Below are 19,986 nucleotides of genomic sequence, written 5' to 3' on the forward strand. Positions count from 1 at the left end.
CTCGCACCGGGCGCGCCAGTTGCAGGGGATGCGGCGATGCATCGGCCCCTGAGTTGCCAAGTTCCTCCTCATTTCAAGTTATCGACCACCATGACCACCCCTTTCCACATTCATCGGCGCACCATGCTGGGTGCCATCGCCGCGCTGTCGAGCGGCCTGGCCGCCGCGCAGGGCAAGCCTGAGACCCTGCAAACATTGCGCATAGGACTTCAAAAATCCTCCACCCTCACCACCATCCTGCGCACGCGCGGCACGCTGGAGCAGTTGCTCGCGCCGCTCAACGTCAAGGTGACGTGGCACGAGTTCACCAGTGGCCTGCCGCTGCTCGAAGCGCTGAACCTGGGCAACATCGATGTGAGCGCCGACGTGGCCGACACCGTGCCGGTGTTTGCCCAGGCAGCGGGCGCCAACCTGACCTTCGTGGCGCAGGAGTCTCCATCGCCCTCGGCCCAGGCCATCGTGGTGCGCGCCGACTCGCCCATCAAGACGGTTGCCGACCTCAAGGGCAAGAAGATCGGTTTTGCCAAGGCCGCTGGCGTGCACTTCTTGTTGATCGCCGCGCTGGAAAAGTCGGGCCTGGCGTTCAAGGACATCGAGCCCGCGTACCTGACCCCCGCCGATGGCCGCGCCGCCTTCGAGCGCGGCGCCATCGACGCCTGGGTGGTGTGGGACCCGTTCCTCGCTGCCGTGCAAAAGCAGTCCACTGTGCGGGTGCTGGCCGACGGGCGCGACCTGGCCTCCTACCAGCGCTACTACCTGGCAGGCACTTCGTTTGCCCAGGCGCGGCCCGACGTGCTGCGCGTGTTCTTCACCGAGCTGCAAAAGGCTGGCGTCTGGGTCAAGCAAAGCCCCAAGGACGCGGCCGCGCTGCTGTCGCCCGTATGGGGGCTGGACGCGGGCGTGATCGAGCTGGCCAACAGCCGCCGCAGCTACGAGGTGCGCGCCGTGGTGCCCGCGGCGCTGACTGAACAACAACGCATCGCCGATGCCTTCTTTGCCGAAAAGCTGTTGCCCAAGCGCGTGAACGCGCTGGACGTGCCGCTGTTCAAGACCGGAGCCTGACACCATGACCCAGACGACCCACACCCCCGCCGCGCAAGGCGTGCGCCTGGAAGTGCGCGGCGTGGACAAGCGCTACGGCGCGCGCGACGTGCTCAAGAAGACCGAGCTTGTGATCGAGCCCGGCCAGTTCGTGGCCATCGTGGGCCGCAGCGGCTGCGGCAAGAGCACGTTGCTGCGCCTGGTGGCCGGGCTCGAATCCGTCTCGGGCGGCGCGATCCGCCTCGACGGCAAGGACGTCGCCGGGCTGAGCGACGACACCCGCATCATGTTCCAGGACTCGCGCCTGCTGCCCTGGAAGCGCGTGGCCGACAACGTGGCCCTGGGCCTGCCGCCCGCGCGGCGCGGCGCCGCCGCCGATGTGCTGGCCCGCGTGGGCCTGGGGGACCGCCTGACCGAGTGGCCCGCGCGCCTGTCCGGCGGCCAGCGCCAGCGCGTGGCCCTGGCCCGCGCCCTGGTGCACAACCCGCGCCTGCTGCTGCTCGACGAGCCCCTGGGCGCGCTCGATGCGCTGACCCGCATCGAGATGCACCGCCTCATCGAAGGCCTGTGGCGCAGCAGCGGCTTCACCGCGCTGCTGGTGACCCACGATGTGCAGGAGGCCGTGGCCCTGGCCGACCGCGTGATCCTGATCGAGGACGGCCAGATCGCGCTCGACCAGCGCATCGACCTGCCACGCCCCCGGTCGCACGGCGACGCTGCCTTTGCCGCCATCGAAAAACGCATCCTGGACCGCGTGCTGCAAAAGCCCGATGGCGAACCGGCGCACGAAGCGCCGTGGCCCGGCGTGCCTGCGCATGGTCTGCGCTGGGCGGTGTAGCCGTTTCTGGCGCCTGCTGCCTTTCATTGCTTTCTTTTTTTTGTCTTCTGTCATTCCTTTCTTCGCCCTACGGCCCCATCAAGGAGAACCCCATGTCCATCCAAGCCATCAACGTCCGCAACCAGTTCAAGGGCAAAGTCCGCGAGATCGTGCGCGGCGATGTCGTCTCCGAAGTCGATGTCGAAACCCCCTGGGGCATCGTCACGTCGGTCATCACCACGCGCTCGGTGGACGAGCTGGCGTTGGTCGTGGGCTCCGACGTGGTGGCGCTGGTCAAGTCGACCGAGGTGTCCATCGCCAAGCTGTGAGTGGATGTGAGAGAAATAGGCCCCTACCGCTTGCTGGTAGGGCGCAAGGCGCTATGAAAATTGTAGTGTTTGCAGGCAGGCCCTTTCGCAGGGCCTGAGTCTCTGGTGTCGAGGGCGCAGGGGGCTCGGGTGGATGGGGCCTCGCAGAAGCTGCGGCTCAGACGGCCGGGATTGCGACACAGAGTGATATGTCGTATGATGCGCATCATGCTAAAGTCCACACCCCATTCCAGAGCCGCCGCCAAGGAGGCCACGCACGAGCGCATCGTGTCGGTGGCCTCGCGCGCGATCCGGCGCCAGGGGTACCACGGCACGGGCGTGGCGGACATCATGAAAGAGGCGGGCCTGACGCACGGCGCCTTCTACGCGCACTTCGACTCCCGCGAGGCCATGCTGGCCGAGGCGGCCGCCAAGGCGTGCACGGAATCCGCAGCGCTGGCGGCCGGTGCCGCGGCCGGCGAGCCGTCGCCCCGCGCGCTGGCCGCCATGCTCTCGGCCTATCTGTCGCGCCAGCATGTCGAGAGCGTCGAGATGGGCTGCCCGCTGGTCGCCCTGGGCTCGGAGACATCGCGCCAGGCGCCCGAGGTGCGCCGCGTGGCCACCCGGCACATCAAGGAAATGGTCGACCTCATCGCGCGCCAGTCGCCGCAATGGGGGCAGCCCGGTACGCACGAGCAGGCGCTGGTCACCATGGCCACCATGGTGGGCGCCCTGGTGCTGGCCCGCGCGGTGGACGAGCCCGCGCTGTCGGACAGCCTGCGCGAGGCCGCGCTCAAGCACCTGACGCAGCTGACGAATTCGACGCACGCTGCAGACTCTGCGCCTGCCACGCCGCCCGGCGCGCCCGGCTGACTCCCCCAGCAGCGCGCTTTTTTTTGCCTTTACATATGATGATCATCATGCGAATTTGCTTGCGAGCTGCACGGTTCTGCGCTTTGCCCCTCACCCAGGATGCCCCATGAAAGCCTTTGTCCTCGACCGCTATGCCAAAAAGGCCGCGCTGCGGCTTGCCGATATGCCCGCCCCGGATCTGCGCGACGACGAGGTGCTGGTCTCCGTGCATGCGGCGGGAATCAACCAGCTGGACGCGAAGATCCGCGACGGTGAGTTCAAGCTCATCCTGCCCTACAAGATGCCCCTCGTCCTCGGGCATGACGTGGCGGGCGTGGTGGTCAGCGTGGGGCCGCGTGTGCGGCAGTTCAAGCCCGGCGACGAGGTCTACGCCCGGGCCGACGATTTCCGCATCGGCGCCTTTGCAGAACTCATCGCCGTCAAGGAGTCCTCGCTGGCGCTCAAGCCCCGGGGCCTGACGATGGAAGAGGCGGCGTCGATCCCGCTGGTGGGCCTCACGGCCTGGCAGGCGCTGGTGGAAAAGGCGCAGCTGAAAAAAGGCCAGAAGGTCTTCATCCAGGCGGGGTCCGGCGGGGTGGGCACCTTTGCCATCCAGCTGGCCAGGCACCTGGGCGCCACCGTCGCCACCACGGCCAGCGCGGGCAATGCGGCGCTGGTCCAAAGCCTGGGCGCCGACGTCGTCATCGACTACAAGACGCAGGACTTCGAAGAGGTGCTGCGCGACTACGACGTCGTGCTGCACAGCCAGGACGGCAAGGCGCTGGCCAAGTCGCTGCGCGTGCTCAAGCCCGGCGGCCAGGTCGTCTCGATCTCCGGCCCGCCCGACCCGGCATTCGGCCAGACGCTCCGCGCGCCCGGCTTGGTGCGGCTGGTGATGCGCCTGCTGAGCGCGGGCACCCGGCGGCGCGCCAAGGCGCTGGGCGTGGGCTACTCGTTCCTCTTCATGCGGGCTCACGGCGCGCAGCTGCGGGAGATCACGCGCCTTGTCGAATCGGGCGCCATCCGCCCGGTGGTCGACAAAGTCTTTCCGTTCAGCGCCACCAACGATGCCCTGGCCTATGTGGAAGCGGGCCGCGCCAAGGGCAAGGTCGTCATCCAGGTGGTGTGAGCCAGCAGGCCGCTGCACATCCCTTTTTCACACGTCGCCGGTCCCCACCCAACCTCCCATCCGTTCCACCTGTCCCTCTGGAGATTTTCATGAAGATCGAAAACGCTGTCGTCCTCATCACCGGTGCCAACCGCGGCATCGGCCTGGCATTTGCGCGCGAGCTGCTCGCCCGCGGCGCACGCAAGGTCTACGCCGGTGCGCGCGACCCCGCCACCATCACGCCCCAGCCCGGCGTGCAGGCCCTGCGCCTGGATGTCAACAACCCGGCCGATGTAGCGGCCGCTGTGGCAGCGGCGCCCGACGTGACACTGGTGATCAACAACGCCGGCATCGCCCAGCCCGGGGGCTTTCTGGCCGCCGACAGCGAAGAGGTCGCGCGCCGCCTCTTCGACACCAACTTCTTCTCCGTGCTGCGCGTCAGCAAGGCGTTCGCACCCATCCTCGCGGCCAACGGCGGCGGCGCGCTGCTCAACGTGCTGTCGGTGGCATCGTGGGTCAACGGCGGCGAGCTGGCGGCATATTCGGCCAGCAAGTCCGCCGCCTGGTCGCTGACCAACGCGCTGCGCCACGAACTGGCGGCGCAAAAGACGCAGGTGCTGGGGCTGCACATGGCCTATGTCGATACCGACCTGACGCGCGGCTTCGACGTTCCCAAGTCGAGCCCCGAGCAGATCGTGCAGCGCGCGCTGGACGGTCTGGCGGCGGGTGCGGACGAGGTGCTGGCCGATGAACTCACGCAGCACGTCAAGCTGTCGATGACGGCCACGCGGCCGAGCTACCTGCCGCAGCCCGCCTGAGACACCAGCGACTTCCCCGGCTGAACCGGCCGCTTGCATTCGCCCCGCCAGATCGAGAGGTCTGGCGGGGCGGCTGCGTTTTGCGGCGGCCATCGGGTGGGGCGGCCCGAACAACGGTGCACTCCCAGGGCCCGTGCTTATGCCGTGGCGGCTGCAACTCATGCCCCACACATCTAAGTCAAAGCTTATGAGTAATGACCATTTATTCGTATAAGAAACTTAATTTACATTGCTTCTGGTTGTTTAGTTTTGTGGGTGCGTAGCGGGTGACCCCGCGCGACCGATCGTTGTCGAAGCCCGCCACCGCCAAGTGCCTGCCCATTCTTTTTCCATCTTCCAGGAGCCTTTCCATGTCCATCCAAGCCATCAACGTCCGCAACCAGTTCAAGGGCAAGGTGCGCGAGATCATTCGCGGCGACGTCGTCTCCGAAGTCGATGTCGAAACCCCCTGGGGCATCGTCACGTCGGTCATCACCACCCGCTCGGTGGACGACCTGGCCCTGGTCGTGGGCTCCGACGTGGTGGCGCTGGTCAAGTCCACCGAAGTGTCCATCGCCAAGCTGTGATCCGGATTTGATGAAAATGGGCCGCCGGCGCTTTCTGGTAAAGCGCTGGCAGCTATTGAAAATATAGCGAACGCCTGTCTGCGCTGGGAGGCCGGCGAGGCGCGTGCACCGGTTCGGTTCAGGCCGGGCGACGAGGTCTGCGCGCGGCGGGCCGATTTCCGCGCGGGTGGCCATGCCGAGCGGGCCGCCCCGCCCATCCATCTCTACAGGGACCCATGAATTTTCAGCAACTGCGCTCCGTGCGCGAAGCCGTGCGCCGGGGCTTCAACCTGACCGAGGTGGCCAACATGCTGCATACCTCGCAACCCGGCGTGAGCCGGCAGATCCGCGAACTGGAAGAAGAACTGGGCGTGGAGATTTTCGTGCGCGCGGGCAAGCGCCTCACGGGCCTGACCCCGCCGGGCGCAGCCCTGCTGCCCACGGTGGAGCGTCTGCTGCTCGAAGCCGACAACCTCAAGCGCGCGGGGCAGGATTTCAGCGACAGCGCGCAGGGCCGCCTGTCGGTGGCGGCCACGCACTCGCAGGCGCGCTACGCACTGCCGCAGGTGGTGCGCGACTTCCGCGCGCTGTTTCCGCAGGTGTCGCTGCACCTGCACCAGGGCTCGCCGCGCCAGGTGGCCGAGATGCTGCTCAGTGGCGAGGCCGATATCGGCGTCGCCACCGAAGCGCTCGCGGGCTATGACGCGCTGGTCACGCTGCCGTGCTACCGCTGGACGCACAGCATCGTCGTGCCGCCCGGCCACCCGCTGCTGGAGCTGCAGGCGCCGGTCACGCTGGAGCAGCTTGCGCAGCACCCCATCATCACCTACGAGCTGGGCTACACGGGCCGCGCGCACATCGACGAAGCGTTTGCCCGCGAAGGCATCGCGCCCGACATCGTGCTGACGGCCATGGACGCCGACGTGATCAAGACCTATGTGGAGCTGGGCATGGGCGTGGGCATCGTGGCATCGATCGCGGTGGACGCCGAGCGCGACCGCCACCTGCGGCTCATCGACGCGGGCCATCTGTTCGAGGTCAACCTCACGCGGCTGGGCCTGCGCAGGGGCGCCTGGCTGCGCGGCTACGCCTACCACTTCATCGAGAGCTTCGTGCCCACGCTCACGCGCGAGGCGGTGGAGAAGGCCGTGCAGCAAGGCGCGCAAGGGGCGGGCGAGCTTTCGGAGCCGGTGGACCGCTGACGCGGGGCCCGCGGCACCGGCCCACGGGGCGCGGCCCTCAGCGCGGCAGGCAGCCCGCCATGCCCTGGCCGGGCGCGGACACATCGGCCAGCGCGAGGGCCACCGTGGCGTCGTCCTGCCCCGGCGTCTTGGTCAGGCGCGAGCCATTGTTCCACCGCCACTGCCGGCCGTCGAAGCTGTAGATGAGCGTGTGCGTGCGGTTGGACACCAGGTGGGCGGGCGTGAGGGTGATGGCCTGGGCGTCGGCCTCCGACGCGGCGGCGGCCCGGGCCTCGTTGTCCTTGACCACGATCTTGCCCACATAGGGGGTGATGGCGGATTCGGTGCGTGTGAGCTCATGCTGCACCTGGGCGGGGCTGTGGCCGAGCTTGATCCATGGGCCGGCGCCCAGGCGCTGCACGGCGGGCGTGCGCCCGGCCAGGAACCCGGTGCACGATGCGACGATGGCGTCAAACCCCGCCTGGGCCGCGCTGGCCGGGGCTGCCGGGGTGGCACCCGAGCCCGAAGGCCTGTCGCAGCCCGCCAGGGCGATGGTGAGGAGCAGAACCAGGGGGACGCGCAAGGGGAGGGACATGGGATGTGTGGCGGGCGGGATGCACTGGGGCCATTGTGAGCCGCGCGGAGGCCGCCGGGGCTTGACCGGGATCAAGTCTTTGCATTGCCCGCGTGGGCGGCGTCCAACCCGGCGCGGCGGGGCGCCCCGCACACCCACCAGCCTGGCAGCAGCGCTTGCACGGCGTCCCGGCCATAGCGGTCGTCCATCAGGTGCACCACGCCCTCGTCGGTGGGGGTGCGGATCACGCGCCCGGCCGCCTGCACCACCTTCTGCAGGCCGGGGTAAAGATAGGTGTAGTCGTAGCCCGCCCCGAACAGGGTTTGCATGCGCTGGCGGATCTGCTCGTTGACGGGGTTGACCTGGGGCAGGCCCAGCGTGGCCAGGAAGGCGCCGATGAGGCGCTGGCCCGGCAGGTCGATGCCCTCGGCGAAGGCGCCGCCCAGCACCGCGAAGGCGATGCCCTGGCTGGTGTCGGTGAAGCGATCGAGGAACTGCCGCTGCTCCGCTTCCAGCATGCGGCGCGACTGGCACCAGTGGGGTACCTCGGGGTGGCATTGCGCAAACAGCGCCGCCGCCTGCTGCAGGTAGTCGTAGCTGCTGAAGAACGCGAGGTAGTTGCCCGGCCGCGCGTGGAACTGCCGCGCCATCAGCGCCACGATGGGAGGCAGCGACGCGCCCCGGTCCGCGTAGCGGGTGGAGATGTGCCGTGCCACCCGCACCTGCAGTTGCGCGGCCTGGAACGGGGACTCGACATCGATCCAGCAATGCCCGGCGGGCAGCCCCAGCAAATCGGCGTAGTAGCGCGCGGGCTGCAGCGTGGCCGAGAAGAGCGTGCTGGTGTGTGCTGCTTCCAGCCGGGGCCGCAGGAAGGGCGCGGGCACCACGTTGCGGATGCAGACCAGCGATTCGCCCGGCGTGGGTGCCTTGCCGCCCGGGGCCGCAGCGGGCCGCGTGATGTCCACCAGCGAATGCGCATCCAGCAGCTCGGCCATGCGCACCACGTGCAGGGCATCGAAGTAGAAGGCCTGCAGCGCCGGATCGGGCTGCGCCGGCTGGTCGGCGAAGTGTTCGGTGAGCGTGCTGCCGCACTGCTGCAGCGCGGCCAGCAGCTTGTCGGGGAAAGCCTCCAGCACGGCATAGCCGCCGGTTTGCGCCTTGTCCAGCGCCACCCAGCAGCGGCGCACCTTGTCCAGAGCCTTCTTCACGGGGGCATGGCGCGCGGCGGTGGTGCTGCGGCGGGCCTCGGCCAGCGCGGCGGGGCGCAGCTCGGCGGTGTACATCTTGCGGCCTCGCTCGACGAGGTTGTGCGCCTCGTCCACCAGCAGCGCCGCGCGCCAGCCATTGGCCTGGGCCAGGCCGTGCAGCAGCCCGCCCATGTCGAAGTAGTAGTTGTAGTCGCCCACCACCACGTCGGCCCAGCGCGCCAGCTCCTGGCTCAGGTAGTAGGTGCAGACCTGGTGCTGCAGGGCGGCCTCGCGCACGCGCGCCTGGTGCAGTGCCACCCGCTGATCCGCGCCGCCGGCCGATGGCTGCAGCGCGGCGGCGCGTGCGGCGGGGAGGCGGTCGTAGAAGCCCTGGGCCAGCGGGCAGGATTCGCCGTGGCAGGCCTTGTCGGGGTGCTCGCAGGCCTTGTCGCGCGCCACCAGTTCCAGCACGCGCAGCGGCAGGGCGGGGGCGCTGCCGCACAGGCGCGAGAGGGTGTCCAGGGCCGTCTGCCGCCCCGAGGTCTTGGCGGCGAGGAAGAACACCTTGTCCAGCCGCTGCGCGGGCACCGCCTTGAGCAGCGGGAACAGGGTGCCCATGGTCTTGCCGATGCCCGTGGGCGCCTGGGCCAGCAGGCAGCGGCCAGCGGAGGCGGCCTTGTAGACGGCTTCCGCCAGGGGGCGCTGGCCGGTGCGAAAGCCGCCGAACGGGAAGGCCAGTGCCGTGAGCGCCGCGTCGCGCGCGGCGCGGTGCGCCACCTGCGCCTCGGCCCAGGCGATGAAGCGCTCGCACTGCGCCTCGAAATGCCGCTGCAGCTCGGAGGCGGCATGGTGTTCGGTGAACACCGTCTCCTGCTGGCTGCCGATGTCGAAGTAGACCAGCGCCAGGTCGATGTGGGCCAGGCCTTCCTGCGCGCACAGCAGCCAGCCGTAGATGCGCGCCTGGGCCCAGTGCAGCGCGCGGTGCGAGGCGGGCTGGCGGTCGAGCCGACCCTTGAAGGTCTTGACCTCGTCGAGCCGGCCATGCTCGGGGTCGAAGCCATCGGCCCGGCCGCGCACGCGCAGGCCCTTGTAGCTGCCGGCCAGCGCCACCTCGGCGCGGTAGCCCGCGCCCCGGCGCGCGGCGGCCACCGCATGGCCGGCCATGCCTTCCAGCGCCGTGGGGGCGGGCGTGAAGCGCAGGTCCAGGTCGCCCTGCTTGGCGGTGAACTCGCACAGCTCGCGCACCGCCACGGTGTAGGTCATGGCATGTCCGCGGGAGGCAGTTCGCCAGCACCGGGCTCGCCCAGGTGGGCCTGCGCCGTCTCGTCCTCGCCGCGCAGCGGCGTGGCCTTGCACAGGGCCATCCACACCGCGAAGGGCAGGGTGCAGCTCGCATGGCGCGCGGGGCGCAAGAGCTCGAAGCGGCCATCGTCCAGCCCGCCATGCAGCACCCAGATGCCGAAGTGCTCGGGAATCTCGTCGGCCTCAGCCACGCCGGCCGGGAACACGTAGTAGCATTCCTCGCACAGCCACTGGTAGGCTTGGCGCTTGGCATCGTGGCGCAGGTCCGAGAGCAGGTCGGATCGGCTGTACTTGATCTCGTGCACCATGGGCTGCAGGTAGGCCGGCACGCTGGTATTGCGCACCGAGAACAGGTCCGGCCGCGCCATGCGCCAGACGTTGGCTGCGGTGCGGCTGGCGGGCGTGTCTTCGCTCCACAGCGGGCTGCTGGTGGCCGGGATGGGGGCAGGGGCTTCGGGCACAGCCCCGTCGATCACGGCGCGCAGCGACAGCTCACGCCAGACGATGCGGCCCGAGGCCAGCAGGTGCCCGGCAAACTTCTGGCCCAGGCGGTCGTGCGCGCTCAACGCCCGCGCGCCACGCTGGCGCGCCTGTGCCAGGGTGCGGATACCTTCCTCGGTCAGGCGCAGCGTCTCGCAGCCTTCGGGCGAGGTGTGCAGCACCACCAGCTGCGCGGCCAGCAGGTCGATTTCCAGCGCATCCTTGCACGGCCAGCCCGCCGAACGCCAGATCTGCATCAGGCGCGCGCGGTGAAAGCGGGTGAGGGTGAGCGGTGTCATGGCACAAGGATAAAACACTGATTGTAATTACAGTGTTCTGCCCGGACGCCACCTGCTTTCCGGACGCTCGGTACACCCCGGCCGGCATGCGGCCCGTCACCATTCGGCGAAGCTGCCGTCGCGGTGGCGCCACACGGGGTTGCGCCAGCGGTGGCCTTCGGACGCGCGTTCGCGCACATACGCCTCGTTGACCTCAATGCCCAGGCCCGGGCCCTGGGGAATGGCCACCATGCCGTCCTCGTACGCGAACACCTCGCCGTTGGACACGTAGTCGAGCAGGTCGTTGCTGGCGTTGTAGTGGATGCCCAGGCTCTGCTCCTGGATGAAGGCGTTGTAGCAGACGCCGTCGAGCTGCAGGTTGGCCGCCAGCGCGATCGGCCCCAGGGGGCAGTGCAGGGCCAGGGCCACGTCGTAGGCCTCGGCCATGGTGGCGATCTTGCGCGTCTCGGTGATGCCGCCCGAGTGCGAGGGGTCGGGCTGGATGATGTCCACATAGCCCTCGGACAGCACGCGCTTGAAGTCCCAGCGCGAGTACAGCCGCTCGCCCAGTGCGATGGGGGTGGACGAGAGGTGCGCCAGCTCCTTCAGGGCCTCGTAGTGCTCGCTGAGCACGGGCTCCTCGATGAACATCAGCCTGTAGGGTTCGAGCTCCTTGAACAGCACCTTGGCCATGGGCTTGTGCACGCGGCCATGGAAGTCCACGCCGATGCCCACGTTGGGCCCCACCGCCTCGCGCACGGCGGCCACGTTCTGCAGGCATTTCTCGACCTTGTCGAAGCTGTCCACGTATTGCATTTCCTCGGTGCCGTTCATCTTCACCGCGGTGAAGCCGCGCTCCACGGCGGCCTTGGCCGCCGCGGCGGTCTCGCTGGGCCGGTCGCCGCCGATCCAGCTGTAGACCTTGATGCGCTCGCGCACGCAGCCGCCCAGCAGCTCGGACACGGGCACGCCCAGGGCCTTGCCCTTGATGTCCCACAGCGCCTGGTCGATGCCCGCCAGCGCACTCATGTGGATGCCGCCGCCGCGGTAGAAACCGCCGCGGTAGAGCACCGTCCAGTGGTCCTCGATGTGGCGCGGGTCCTTGCCGATCAGGTAGTCGCCCAGTTCCTCGACGGCGGCGGCCACGGTGTGGGCCCGGCCTTCGAGCACGGGCTCGCCCCAGCCGACGATGCCTTCGTCGGTCTCGATTTTCAGGAAGCACCAGCGTGGTGGCACCAGGAATGTGGTCAGTCGGGTGATCTTCATGGGGCAGGATGCAAAGCGGAAATGGAAGAGGCGGCGGAGGACGCGCCGCCGTAGGCGCCGCGCCAGGCCTGCATGAAGGCCGCGGCCTGGCGAGCCACGTCGGGCGCAGTGTCCCCCGGACGGTAGAGGGCCGAGCCCAGGCCGAAGCCGCTGGCCCCGGCGGCCGCGTAGGTGGCAATGGCCTCGGGCACGATGCCGCCCACGGGCACCAGCGCCATGGGCGGGGTGATCACGGCGCGCCAGGCCTTGAGCACATGCGGGGGCAGGGCTTCGGCCGGAAAGAGCTTGAGCATGTTGGCGCCCGCCGCCAGCGCGGCATAGGCCTCGGTCAGCGTGGCCACGCCGGGCGCGCAGGCCATGCCGGCCGCGCGTGCGGTGCGGATCACTTGGGGGTCACTGTGGGGCATGACGATGATCTGCCCGCCTGCCGCCGCCACATCGGCACAGGCCTCGGGCGTGAGCACCGTGCCTGCGCCCACCAGGCAGTCGGCGGGCAGCGCGTCGCGCAGCGCGCGGATGCTGGCCAGGGGCTCGGGGGAGTTGAGCGGCACCTCGATGATGCGAAACCCCGCGTCGTACAGCGCATGGCCAATGGCCACCACCTCATGGGGCTGCACGCCGCGCAGGATGGCGATCAGGCCGCAGTGCTGCATGGTGTTGAAGAGGTTCTTGTCGATGGGGTTCATGCGGCTTGGCTCCTGGGGGATGGTGTTTGCTGTGCGCCAGGGGTAACCAGCCCGGCTGCCAGCGCGATCTGCCACAAGCCAGTGACCGTGGCTTGGGCGGCAATAGTGGGCGGCGCGAAGCCGCAGGCCTGCAGGGCGATGGCGTAGCGGCGGCACAGGTCGGCCTCGCCGCACAGCACCAGCGGGATGGGGGCGGCGCCAGTGGGCGGGTGCAGGCGCGCCAGGCTGGCGATCTCGTGCCCGATGAGGATGCCCGACAGGTAGTCCGCCTGTGCCGTGGCGGGCAGTGCGCCGGTCAGGCCCAGCGTGCGCGTGCTGAAGATGTGCGACAGCAGGCCCGGGGCGGCATCGCTGCCGCGCGCCACCTGCAGGCCTTGCGCGAATGCGGCGTCGTCGGGATCGGCCGGGGCCTGCATCGTCCGGCCCAGGATGGTGTGGCCGCGCAGTACGGCAAACACTTCGCCCGTCATGAAGGTGTGGAACCGATCGATGCTGCGCCGGGTGCCGTCTCTCTGCGCCACCACCCACTTGCTGTGCGTGCCCGGCAGGCCCACGAGCAGCGGGCCTTGGCCCGCCAGGGCGGCATCGGCCAGCACGCCCAGCACCTGCGTCTCTTCGCCGCGCATCACATTGGGCAGGCCGGAGCGCTGCAGCAGCCCGGGCACGATGTGCAAGGGTGCGCCGTTGCCACGCTGCACCACGGTCAGCCCGCGCGCGAGGTCGTCCAGCGAGGTGGGGGTGTCCAGGTATTGGGCTTCGCGCCAGCCCTGGGCGCTGCCCACCATGCCGCAGGCCAGCACCGGCACCGAGGGCAGGGTGGCCAGCCAGTCGCCGCAGGCGTCTTGCAAGGCACGCTCGAAAGCCGCGCCGGGCTCGGCATCGGCCTGGCCCGCGGGTGCCGGGGGCAGGTTCATGATGCCCCAGGGGCGGCTGCGTTGCTCCAGCACCTTCCCGTGGGCACCCAGGCGAAAGGCGCGCAGCGAGCTGGTGCCCCAGTCCAGGGCGATCAGGCGGGTGTCCGGGAGGTTGGCGGTGTGGGCCATGGCGTGCCTATCGGCCCCAGCGCAGCACCAGCGGGTCCAGCCGGCGCGCGATGTCGATGAGGCCCCTGCGTACTTCAGGGTGCATGGCCGGGAAGGGGTGGCGGCCGGCCTCGCAGGCGATCACGCCGCCTTCCTTCATGAGTGCCTTTGCGGTGAGGATGCCGCCCTGGCGGTTCTCGTGGTTGATGAGCGGCAGCCAGCGCTGGTAGAGCGCGAAGGCCTGGTCCATGTCGCCCTGGCGGTGGGCTTCGATGATGGGGCGGATGCCGTCGGGGAAGGCGCCGCCCGTCATCGCGCCGGTGGCACCGGCATCCAGGTCGGCCAGCAGGGTGATGGCCTCTTCGCCGTCCCATGGGCCTTCGATGGCCGCACCGCCCAGGCGGATCAGCTCGCGCAGCTTGCTGGCGGCGCCGGGCACCTCGATCTTGAAGTAGGCCAGGTGCTCGATCTCCTGCGCCATGCGCGCGAGGAACGGGGCCGACAGCACGGTGCCGCTGGCGGGCGCGTCCTGCACCATGATCGGGATGCCGATCGCATCGGACACGCGGGCATAGAACTCGTAAATCTGCGCCTCGGGCACGCGGAAGGTGGCGCCGTGGTAGGGCGGCATGATCATCACCATGGCGGCGCCCATGTCCTGCGCGGCGCGGCTGCGCTCGGCGCACACGCGGGTGCCGTAGTGGGTGGTGGTGACGATGACCGGCACACGGCCTGCCACATGCTCCAGCGATGTGCGGGTGATGACTTCGCGCTCGGCGTCGGACAGCGAGAACTGCTCGGAGAAGTTGGCCAGGATGCAGACGCCGTCCACGCCGGCATCGATCATGAAGTCAAGGCAGCGCTTCTGGCTGTCGAGGTCGAGCGTGCCGTCTTCGTGGAAGGTGGTGGGCACCACGGGGAAGATGCCTCGGTGGCGAGGGTTCTGGAGGGAATGTGTGGCTGGCATGGCGGAGGAAAGGTGGAGATTTGAGTGGAATACGGCTCTGGCGCTTGTCTATCAAGCGCTAATTGCTATGAAATATGTAGCATTCCAACGAGCTGGTTAGCCGCCGGCATCAGTGAGAGTGGCGAGGGACGGCGGCGCCACGGCAGCCGACGAGGAAGTCGAAGTCGCAGCCATCGTCCGCCTGCAGTACATGGTCCACATACAGGCGCTGGTAACCGCCGCGCCCGCCGTTGTCGGTGCCCGCCAATGCGGCCAGGCGTGCCGCCAGTTCCTCGTCGCTGATGTCCAGGTGCAGGCGGCCCTGCTCGCAGTCGAGCTCGATGAAGTCGCCGTCGCGCACGGCGGCCAGCGGGCCGCCCGCGGCGGCCTCGGGCGCCACGTGCAGCACCACGGTCCCGTAGGCCGTGCCGCTCATGCGTGCGTCGGAGATGCGCACCATGTCCTTCACGCCCTGGCGCAGCAGCTTGGGCGGCAGGCCCATGTTGCCCACCTCGGCCATGCCGGGGTAGCCCTTGGGGCCGCAGTTTTTCATCACCATCACGCAGCTGGCGTCGATGTCCAGGTCCTCGTCGACGATGCGCTCCTTGTAGTGCTCCAGGTTCTCGAACACCACGGCGCGGCCCCGGTGCTTGAGCAGTTCGGGCGACGCGGCCGAGGGCTTGAGCACCGCGCCACGAGGCGACAGGTTGCCGCGCAGGATGCAGATGCCGCCGTCGGCGATCAAGGGGTTGTCCAGGGGGCGGATCACCTCGTCGTTGTACTGGGGTGCCTCGCGCACGTTGTCCCACAGGCTCTTGCCATTGACGGTGAGCGCGCCGGGGTGGGGCAGCAGGTCGTTTTCGCCCAGGCGGCGCAGCACGGCGGGCAGGCCGCCCGCGTAGTAGAACTCCTCCATCAGGAAGCGGCCCGAGGGCTGCAGGTCCACCAGGGTGGGGGTGCCACGGCCGATGCGCGTCCAGTCCTCCAGGTCGAGCTGCACGCCGATGCGCCCGGCAATGGCCTTGAGGTGGATCACGGCGTTGGTCGAGCCGCCGATGGCGGCATTGGTGCGGATGGCGTTCTCGAACGCCTCGCGCGTGAGGATCTTGGACAGCGTGAGCCCTTCGTGCGCCATCTCCACGATGCGCCGGCCTGACATGTGGGCCAGCACGTAGCGGCGCGCGTCCACGGCCGGTATGGCCGCGTTGTGCGGCAGCGAGGTGCCCAGCGCCTCGGCCATGCAGGCCATGGTGGAGGCCGTGCCCATCGTGTTGCAGGTACCGGCCGAGCGGGACATGCCCGCTTCCGCCGCGAAGAACTGGTGTTCGTTGATTTCACCCGCCTTCAGCGATTCGTGCAGCCGCCACACGGCCGTGCCCGAGCCGATGTCCTTGCCTTCGAGCTTGCCGTTGAGCATGGGCCCGCCCGTGACCACGATGGCCGGCACGTCGCAGCTGGCCGCGCCCATCAGCAGGGCAGGGGTGGTCTTGTCGCAGCCCACCAGCAGCACCACGGCATCGATGGGGTTGCCGCGGATGGATTCCTCCACGTCCATGCTGGCCAGGTTGCGCGTGAGCATGGCCGTGGGGCGCAGGTTGGACTCGCCGTTGGAGAACACCGGGAACTCGACCGGAAAGCCCCCCGCCTCGTAGATGCCGCGCTTGACATGCTCGGCGATCTTGCGGAAGTGGGCGTTGCAGGGCGTGAGCTCGGACCAGGTGTTGCAGATGCCGATGATGGGGCGGCCGTCGAACTCATGGTCGGGGATGCCCTGGTTCTTCATCCAGCTGCGGTACATGAAGCCGTTCTTGTCGGCGGTGCCGAACCATTCGGCGGAGCGGAGCTTGCGCGGGGAGGAGGTCATGCTGTTGTGGTTCTGGGAGAGGTGATTCGTGGAATTCAGGAAGGCTTGCCGCTGCGGTGCGTGAGCAGGCGCTGCAGCAGGCAGAAGACGAAGAGCAGCACGCCGACGACGATGCGCGTCCACCACGAGCTGAGCGTGCCGTCGAAGGAGATCAGGGTCTGGATGATTCCGAGCATCAGCACACCGAACAGCGTGCCGGCCACATAGCCCACGCCGCCCGTGAGCAGGGTGCCGCCGATGACCACGGCGGCGATGGCGTCGAGTTCCATGCCCGTGGCGTGCAGGCCGTAGCCCGAGAGCATGTAGAAGGTGAACACCACGCCGGCCAGGGCCGAGCAGAAGCCCGAGAGCGTGTACACGCCGATCACCGTGGCGCGCACCGGCAGGCCCATGAGCACGGCCGAATGCTCGTTGCCGCCCACGGCATACACATTGCGGCCGAAGGGCGTGCAGTGCGCGACGAAGATGGCGGCCAGCAGCACCGCCATGGCGATCAGTGCGCCCAGCGAGAGCGACGCGCCCTCCCACAGTTCCAGGCGCCACTGCGCCATCTCGGAATACGCCTCGTCGGCCATGCTGATCGAATCGATGCTGATCAGGTAGCACAGGCCGCGCGCGAGGAACATGCCGGCCAGCGTCACGATGAAGGGCTGCAGCCGAAAGCGCTCGATCAGAAAGCCCATGAAGGCCCCGAACACCGTGCCCATGAGCAGCACCAGCGGGATGGCGGTGAGCGGGCTCCAGTGGTGGTGCTCCACCAGGCTGGCCAGCACCATGGTGGTCAGCGCCACCACCGAGCCCACCGACAGGTCGATGCCGCCCGAGAGGATCACGAAGGTCATGCCCACCGCGACGATGATCAGAAAGGCGTTGTCGATCAGCAGGTTGAGGAACACCTGGGCCGAGAAGAAGCCGGTGTAGAGCACCGAGCCCGCCGTGGCCATGGCCAGGAACAGCGCGATGGTGGCCGCCAGCGGCAGGTACTTGGGGTTCAGGCGCATGCGGGCAGGGATGGTTGGGCGTGCTGGTGCGGTGGTGGGCGTGGCGCTGGGCGCCGCATCCAGGGCGGGGCTGTGTCCGCCGCTCATGACAGCGCTCCCCCGGCCGCGGGGCGGCGCACCAGGGCGCCCACCTGGGCGCGGAAGTCGGGCGACTGCAGCAGCATCACGACGAACACCACCACGGCCTTGACCACCAGGTTGATCTCGGGCGGCACGCCCAGCGAATAGATGGCGTAGGTCAGCGTCTGGATGATGAGCGCGCCGATCACGCTGCCCACCATGCTGAAGCGCCCGCCGGTCAGCGCCGTGCCACCCAGCGTGACGGCCAGGATGGCGTCGAGCTCCAGCATCTGGCCGGCGTTGTTGGCGTCGGCGCTCTTCACGTTGGAGCTGATCAGCAGGCCCGCGATGCCCGCGCACACGCCGCAGAAGGCGTAGGCCGCGACGACCAGGCGGCGCGACTGCACGCCGGCCACGCGTGCCGCCGTCGGGTTGATGCCCACCGCCTGGATGAACAGGCCCAGCGCCGTGCGCGTGACCGCCAGGTACAGGCCGGCGAACACCGCGGCCAGCACGAACAGCGAGAACGGCAGGCCCAGCAGGTAGCCCCCGCCCAGGAAGAAGAAGGGCGCGTAGTAGATGGTGATGATCTGCCCGTCGGTGATCAGCTGGGCGATGCCCCGGCCCGCCACCATGAGGATCAGCGTGGCGATGATGGGCTGCATGCCCACCTTGGCCACCAGCAGGCCGTTCCACAGCCCGCACAGCAGTGCCGCGCCGATGGCGCCGGCCATTGCCAGCGGCAGGGGAAAGCGGCTTTCGGTGCCCGAGACCGAGCCGCCGATCATCCAGGCACCCACGGCGGCGGCGATGGCCACCACCGCACCCACCGAGATGTCGATGCCGCGCGTGGCGATCACCATGGTCATGCCCAGTGACACCAGCGCCAGCGGTGCCGCGCGGTTGAGGATGTCGACCAGGCTGCCGTAGAGGTGGCCGTCGCGCCACTCGATGTGCAGGAAGCTGGCGTTGAACGCCGTGTTCACGGCCAGCAGCAGGGCCAGCGTGACCAGCGGCCAAGTGAGCCGGTGGCGCAGCGCGGCGGCAAACAGGGAAGGGGTGGGTGCGTCAGGCATTTTCGGAGGCAATCAGTTCGTACACGGCTTCTTCGCTGCTGCCGGCGGGCAGCTCGCCGACCTTGCGGCGGTCACGCAGCACCACGATGCGGTGCGCCACGCGCACCACCTCGCTCATTTCGGAGGAGATGAAGACCACGGCCATGCCGGCCTGGGCCAGGCGCAGGATCTGCTCCATGATTTCCTGCTTGGCGGCCACGTCGATGCCGCGCGTGGGCTCGTCCAGGATCAACAGGCGCGGCTCGATGGCCATCCAGCGCGCCAGGATCGCCTTTTGCTGGTTGCCGCCCGAGAGCAGCGCGATGGGCGTGTCCACGCTGCTGGTCTTGATGCCCAGGAGCTTGACGTAGCGCTCGGCGATCGCCGTCTGCTCGGCGCGCGACAGAAAGCGCCCCATGCCCATGCGCGCCTGCAGTGCCAGCGCGATGTTCTCGCGCACCGAGAGCTCGGCCACGATGCCATCGGTCTTGCGCTCCTCGGGGCACAGGGCCAGGCCCTCGCGGATCGCGTCCATGGGGTTGGCGAAGGCCACTGCCTTGCCGTCGATGCGCAGCACGCCGCGGTCGGGCACCTGCAGGCCGAACAGCAGGCGCGCCAGTTCGGTGCGGCCCGAGCCCAGCAGGCCCGCCAGTCCCACCACCTCGCCGGCCCGTACCTTGAGGTCCATGGGCTGCAACTGGCCGCTCTGGCCCAGGCCCTCGGCCTGCAGCAGGGCAGTGCTTGCGCCATCGAACTGCGGCGAAACAGGCGGTTCGGTGGACTGCGCGGCCAGCTCGCGCCCCAGCATGGCATTGATCAGCGCCTGCGCCGGCAGGTCGGCCGCCGCCCATTCGCCCACCCAGGCGCCGTTGCGCAGCACCGTGATGCGGTCCGACACGGCGTATACCTGGTTCAAAAAGTGCGTCACGAACACGATGGACAGGCCCTCGCCACGCAGGCGGCGCAGCACCTCGAAGAGCTTTTGCACCTCGTCGTCGTCCAGGCTGGAGGTGGGCTCGTCCAGGATCAGCACCTTGGCCTCGATGCTCAGCGCGCGGGCAATGGCCACCAGCTGCTGCACGGCAACCGGGTAGTCCGAGAGCAGGCGCGTGACGTCGATGGACAGGCCGATGCGCGCCACGAGGTCGCGCGCGTGCTGGTGCAGCGTGGCCCAGTCGATGCGAAAGCCCTGGGCGATGCCGCAGCGCGGGTAGCGCCCGGCGAAGATGTTCTCGGCCACCGACAGGTTGGGGCAGAGGTTGACCTCCTGGTACACCGTGCTGATGCCCAGGCGCTGGGCTGCCAGCGGCGAATCGGGCCACACCGCCTGGCCGGCCAGGCGCATCTGGCCGCCGCTGGCTTCGAGCACCCCGGTGAGCACCTTGATCAGCGTGGACTTGCCCGCGCCGTTCTGGCCCATGAGGGCATGAATCTCGCCCGGGTACAGGTTGAGCTGCACGTCGCGCAGCACGGGGATGCCCGCGAATTGCTTGTGGATGCCCGCGAGCTGCAGCACGGGAGTTTGGGATGGGCTGCTCATGGTGCTCCAAACGGTCGTTGCTGTCCGCACAGTCCGCAAAGCAGGCGCGGCGCAG

At 69.0% G+C, this 19,986-nt stretch carries 19 protein-coding genes; 8 read left to right on the forward strand and 11 right to left on the reverse strand.

What is annotated here, in order from left to right:
* The first annotated feature begins 90 nt into the window (after positions 1-90).
* The 8 genes from AC07PV_RS00420 to AC07PV_RS00455 all read left to right on the forward strand — a co-directional run bounded on the left by AC07PV_RS00420 (position 91) and on the right by AC07PV_RS00455 (position 6,691).
* Complete coding sequence (locus tag AC07PV_RS00420; RefSeq protein ID WP_494629046.1) at positions 91-1,062, forward strand: aliphatic sulfonate ABC transporter substrate-binding protein; 972 nt, start codon at positions 91-93, stop codon at positions 1,060-1,062.
* A 4-nt stretch (positions 1,063-1,066) separates the two neighbouring features.
* Positions 1,067-1,879 (forward strand): ATP-binding cassette domain-containing protein, encoded by an 813-nt coding sequence (locus AC07PV_RS00425; protein ID WP_218341002.1) that lies wholly within the window; start codon positions 1,067-1,069, stop codon positions 1,877-1,879.
* A gap of 92 nt (positions 1,880-1,971) precedes the next feature.
* Entirely contained in the window at positions 1,972-2,187 is a 216-nt protein-coding gene (locus AC07PV_RS00430; protein WP_007857120.1) for a TOBE domain-containing protein, read from the forward strand.
* Positions 2,188-2,382: 195 nt separating this feature from the next.
* Positions 2,383-3,039, forward strand: coding sequence for a TetR/AcrR family transcriptional regulator (locus tag AC07PV_RS00435; protein WP_494629047.1), 657 nt, complete (start codon positions 2,383-2,385; stop codon positions 3,037-3,039).
* Positions 3,040-3,145: 106 nt separating this feature from the next.
* Positions 3,146-4,147, forward strand: coding sequence for an NADP-dependent oxidoreductase (locus tag AC07PV_RS00440; RefSeq protein WP_494629048.1), 1,002 nt, complete (start codon positions 3,146-3,148; stop codon positions 4,145-4,147).
* Positions 4,148-4,236: 89 nt separating this feature from the next.
* Positions 4,237-4,944: an SDR family oxidoreductase gene (locus tag AC07PV_RS00445; RefSeq protein WP_218294619.1), complete on the forward strand. Its 708-nt coding sequence runs from the start codon at positions 4,237-4,239 to the stop codon at positions 4,942-4,944.
* Between the two features lie 350 nt (positions 4,945-5,294).
* Positions 5,295-5,510, forward strand: a complete 216-nt coding sequence (locus tag AC07PV_RS00450; protein ID WP_056168199.1) for a TOBE domain-containing protein — start codon at positions 5,295-5,297, stop codon at positions 5,508-5,510.
* A 215-nt stretch (positions 5,511-5,725) separates the two neighbouring features.
* A complete protein-coding gene (locus AC07PV_RS00455; protein ID WP_218341006.1) occupies positions 5,726-6,691 on the forward strand; it encodes a CysB family HTH-type transcriptional regulator in 966 nt (321 codons plus the stop codon).
* Between the two features lie 37 nt (positions 6,692-6,728).
* On the opposite strand, the gene AC07PV_RS00460 is transcribed toward AC07PV_RS00455, so the two are convergent.
* The 11 genes from AC07PV_RS00460 to AC07PV_RS00510 form a co-directional block, all read right to left on the reverse strand.
* On the reverse strand, positions 6,729-7,265 hold the full coding sequence (locus AC07PV_RS00460) for a hypothetical protein (protein ID WP_494629050.1): 537 nt from the start codon (positions 7,263-7,265) through the stop codon (positions 6,729-6,731).
* A 71-nt stretch (positions 7,266-7,336) separates the two neighbouring features.
* Complete coding sequence (locus tag AC07PV_RS00465; RefSeq protein ID WP_494629051.1) at positions 7,337-9,694, reverse strand: ATP-dependent DNA helicase; 2,358 nt, start codon at positions 9,692-9,694, stop codon at positions 7,337-7,339.
* A complete protein-coding gene (locus AC07PV_RS00470; protein ID WP_494629052.1) occupies positions 9,691-10,512 on the reverse strand; it encodes a hypothetical protein in 822 nt (273 codons plus the stop codon). The genes AC07PV_RS00465 and AC07PV_RS00470 overlap by 4 nt, the downstream gene beginning before the upstream one ends.
* Before the next feature lie 96 nt (positions 10,513-10,608).
* Positions 10,609-11,757 carry a galactonate dehydratase gene (dgoD, locus tag AC07PV_RS00475; RefSeq protein WP_218341009.1) on the reverse strand — a complete coding sequence of 383 codons (1,149 nt, stop codon included), beginning with the start codon at positions 11,755-11,757 and terminating at the stop codon, positions 10,609-10,611.
* Entirely contained in the window at positions 11,754-12,443 is a 690-nt protein-coding gene (locus AC07PV_RS00480) for a 2-dehydro-3-deoxy-6-phosphogalactonate aldolase (protein WP_218341010.1), read from the reverse strand. The genes dgoD and AC07PV_RS00480 overlap by 4 nt, the downstream gene beginning before the upstream one ends.
* Positions 12,440-13,486, reverse strand: coding sequence for a 2-dehydro-3-deoxygalactonokinase (locus tag AC07PV_RS00485; RefSeq protein WP_494629054.1), 1,047 nt, complete (start codon positions 13,484-13,486; stop codon positions 12,440-12,442). The genes AC07PV_RS00480 and AC07PV_RS00485 overlap by 4 nt, the downstream gene beginning before the upstream one ends.
* Positions 13,487-13,493: 7 nt before the next feature.
* A complete protein-coding gene (locus AC07PV_RS00490) occupies positions 13,494-14,432 on the reverse strand; it encodes a dihydrodipicolinate synthase family protein (RefSeq protein ID WP_494629055.1) in 939 nt (312 codons plus the stop codon).
* A gap of 109 nt (positions 14,433-14,541) precedes the next feature.
* Positions 14,542-16,275 carry an IlvD/Edd family dehydratase gene (locus tag AC07PV_RS00495; protein WP_494629057.1) on the reverse strand — a complete coding sequence of 578 codons (1,734 nt, stop codon included), beginning with the start codon at positions 16,273-16,275 and terminating at the stop codon, positions 14,542-14,544.
* A 35-nt stretch (positions 16,276-16,310) separates the two neighbouring features.
* On the reverse strand, positions 16,311-17,363 hold the full coding sequence (gene yjfF / locus AC07PV_RS00500) for a galactofuranose ABC transporter, permease protein YjfF (protein ID WP_494629059.1): 1,053 nt from the start codon (positions 17,361-17,363) through the stop codon (positions 16,311-16,313).
* Positions 17,360-18,412 carry an ABC transporter permease gene (locus tag AC07PV_RS00505; RefSeq protein ID WP_494629060.1) on the reverse strand — a complete coding sequence of 351 codons (1,053 nt, stop codon included), beginning with the start codon at positions 18,410-18,412 and terminating at the stop codon, positions 17,360-17,362. Before AC07PV_RS00505 ends, yjfF begins: the two co-directional genes overlap by 4 nt.
* A complete protein-coding gene (locus AC07PV_RS00510) occupies positions 18,405-19,931 on the reverse strand; it encodes a sugar ABC transporter ATP-binding protein (protein ID WP_494629061.1) in 1,527 nt (508 codons plus the stop codon). Before AC07PV_RS00510 ends, AC07PV_RS00505 begins: the two co-directional genes overlap by 8 nt.
* Positions 19,932-19,986 lie beyond the last annotated feature (55 nt).

This window comes from Acidovorax sp. GW821-FHT09A11, from assembly GCF_059418365.1.

Excerpts from the sequence above, each read along its gene's own strand:
- AC07PV_RS00420 (WP_494629046.1), top strand. The coding sequence starts at position 91 with ATGACCACCCCTTTCCACATTCATCGGCGCACCATGCTGGGTGCCATC.
- AC07PV_RS00425 (WP_218341002.1), top strand. The coding sequence starts at position 1,067 with ATGACCCAGACGACCCACACCCCCGCCGCGCAAGGCGTGCGCCTGGAA.
- AC07PV_RS00430 (WP_007857120.1), top strand. The coding sequence starts at position 1,972 with ATGTCCATCCAAGCCATCAACGTCCGCAACCAGTTCAAGGGCAAAGTC.
- AC07PV_RS00435 (WP_494629047.1), top strand. The coding sequence starts at position 2,383 with ATGATGCGCATCATGCTAAAGTCCACACCCCATTCCAGAGCCGCCGCC.
- AC07PV_RS00440 (WP_494629048.1), top strand. The coding sequence starts at position 3,146 with ATGAAAGCCTTTGTCCTCGACCGCTATGCCAAAAAGGCCGCGCTGCGG.
- AC07PV_RS00445 (WP_218294619.1), top strand. The coding sequence starts at position 4,237 with ATGAAGATCGAAAACGCTGTCGTCCTCATCACCGGTGCCAACCGCGGC.
- AC07PV_RS00450 (WP_056168199.1), top strand. The coding sequence starts at position 5,295 with ATGTCCATCCAAGCCATCAACGTCCGCAACCAGTTCAAGGGCAAGGTG.
- AC07PV_RS00455 (WP_218341006.1), top strand. The coding sequence starts at position 5,726 with ATGAATTTTCAGCAACTGCGCTCCGTGCGCGAAGCCGTGCGCCGGGGC.
- AC07PV_RS00460 (WP_494629050.1), bottom strand. The coding sequence starts at position 7,265 with ATGTCCCTCCCCTTGCGCGTCCCCCTGGTTCTGCTCCTCACCATCGCC.
- AC07PV_RS00465 (WP_494629051.1), bottom strand. The coding sequence starts at position 9,694 with ATGACCTACACCGTGGCGGTGCGCGAGCTGTGCGAGTTCACCGCCAAG.
- AC07PV_RS00470 (WP_494629052.1), bottom strand. The coding sequence starts at position 10,512 with ATGACACCGCTCACCCTCACCCGCTTTCACCGCGCGCGCCTGATGCAG.
- dgoD (WP_218341009.1), bottom strand. The coding sequence starts at position 11,757 with ATGAAGATCACCCGACTGACCACATTCCTGGTGCCACCACGCTGGTGC.
- AC07PV_RS00480 (WP_218341010.1), bottom strand. The coding sequence starts at position 12,443 with ATGAACCCCATCGACAAGAACCTCTTCAACACCATGCAGCACTGCGGC.
- AC07PV_RS00485 (WP_494629054.1), bottom strand. The coding sequence starts at position 13,486 with ATGGCCCACACCGCCAACCTCCCGGACACCCGCCTGATCGCCCTGGAC.
- AC07PV_RS00490 (WP_494629055.1), bottom strand. The coding sequence starts at position 14,432 with ATGCCAGCCACACATTCCCTCCAGAACCCTCGCCACCGAGGCATCTTC.
- AC07PV_RS00495 (WP_494629057.1), bottom strand. The coding sequence starts at position 16,275 with ATGACCTCCTCCCCGCGCAAGCTCCGCTCCGCCGAATGGTTCGGCACC.
- yjfF (WP_494629059.1), bottom strand. The coding sequence starts at position 17,363 with ATGAGCGGCGGACACAGCCCCGCCCTGGATGCGGCGCCCAGCGCCACG.
- AC07PV_RS00505 (WP_494629060.1), bottom strand. The coding sequence starts at position 18,412 with ATGCCTGACGCACCCACCCCTTCCCTGTTTGCCGCCGCGCTGCGCCAC.
- AC07PV_RS00510 (WP_494629061.1), bottom strand. The coding sequence starts at position 19,931 with ATGAGCAGCCCATCCCAAACTCCCGTGCTGCAGCTCGCGGGCATCCAC.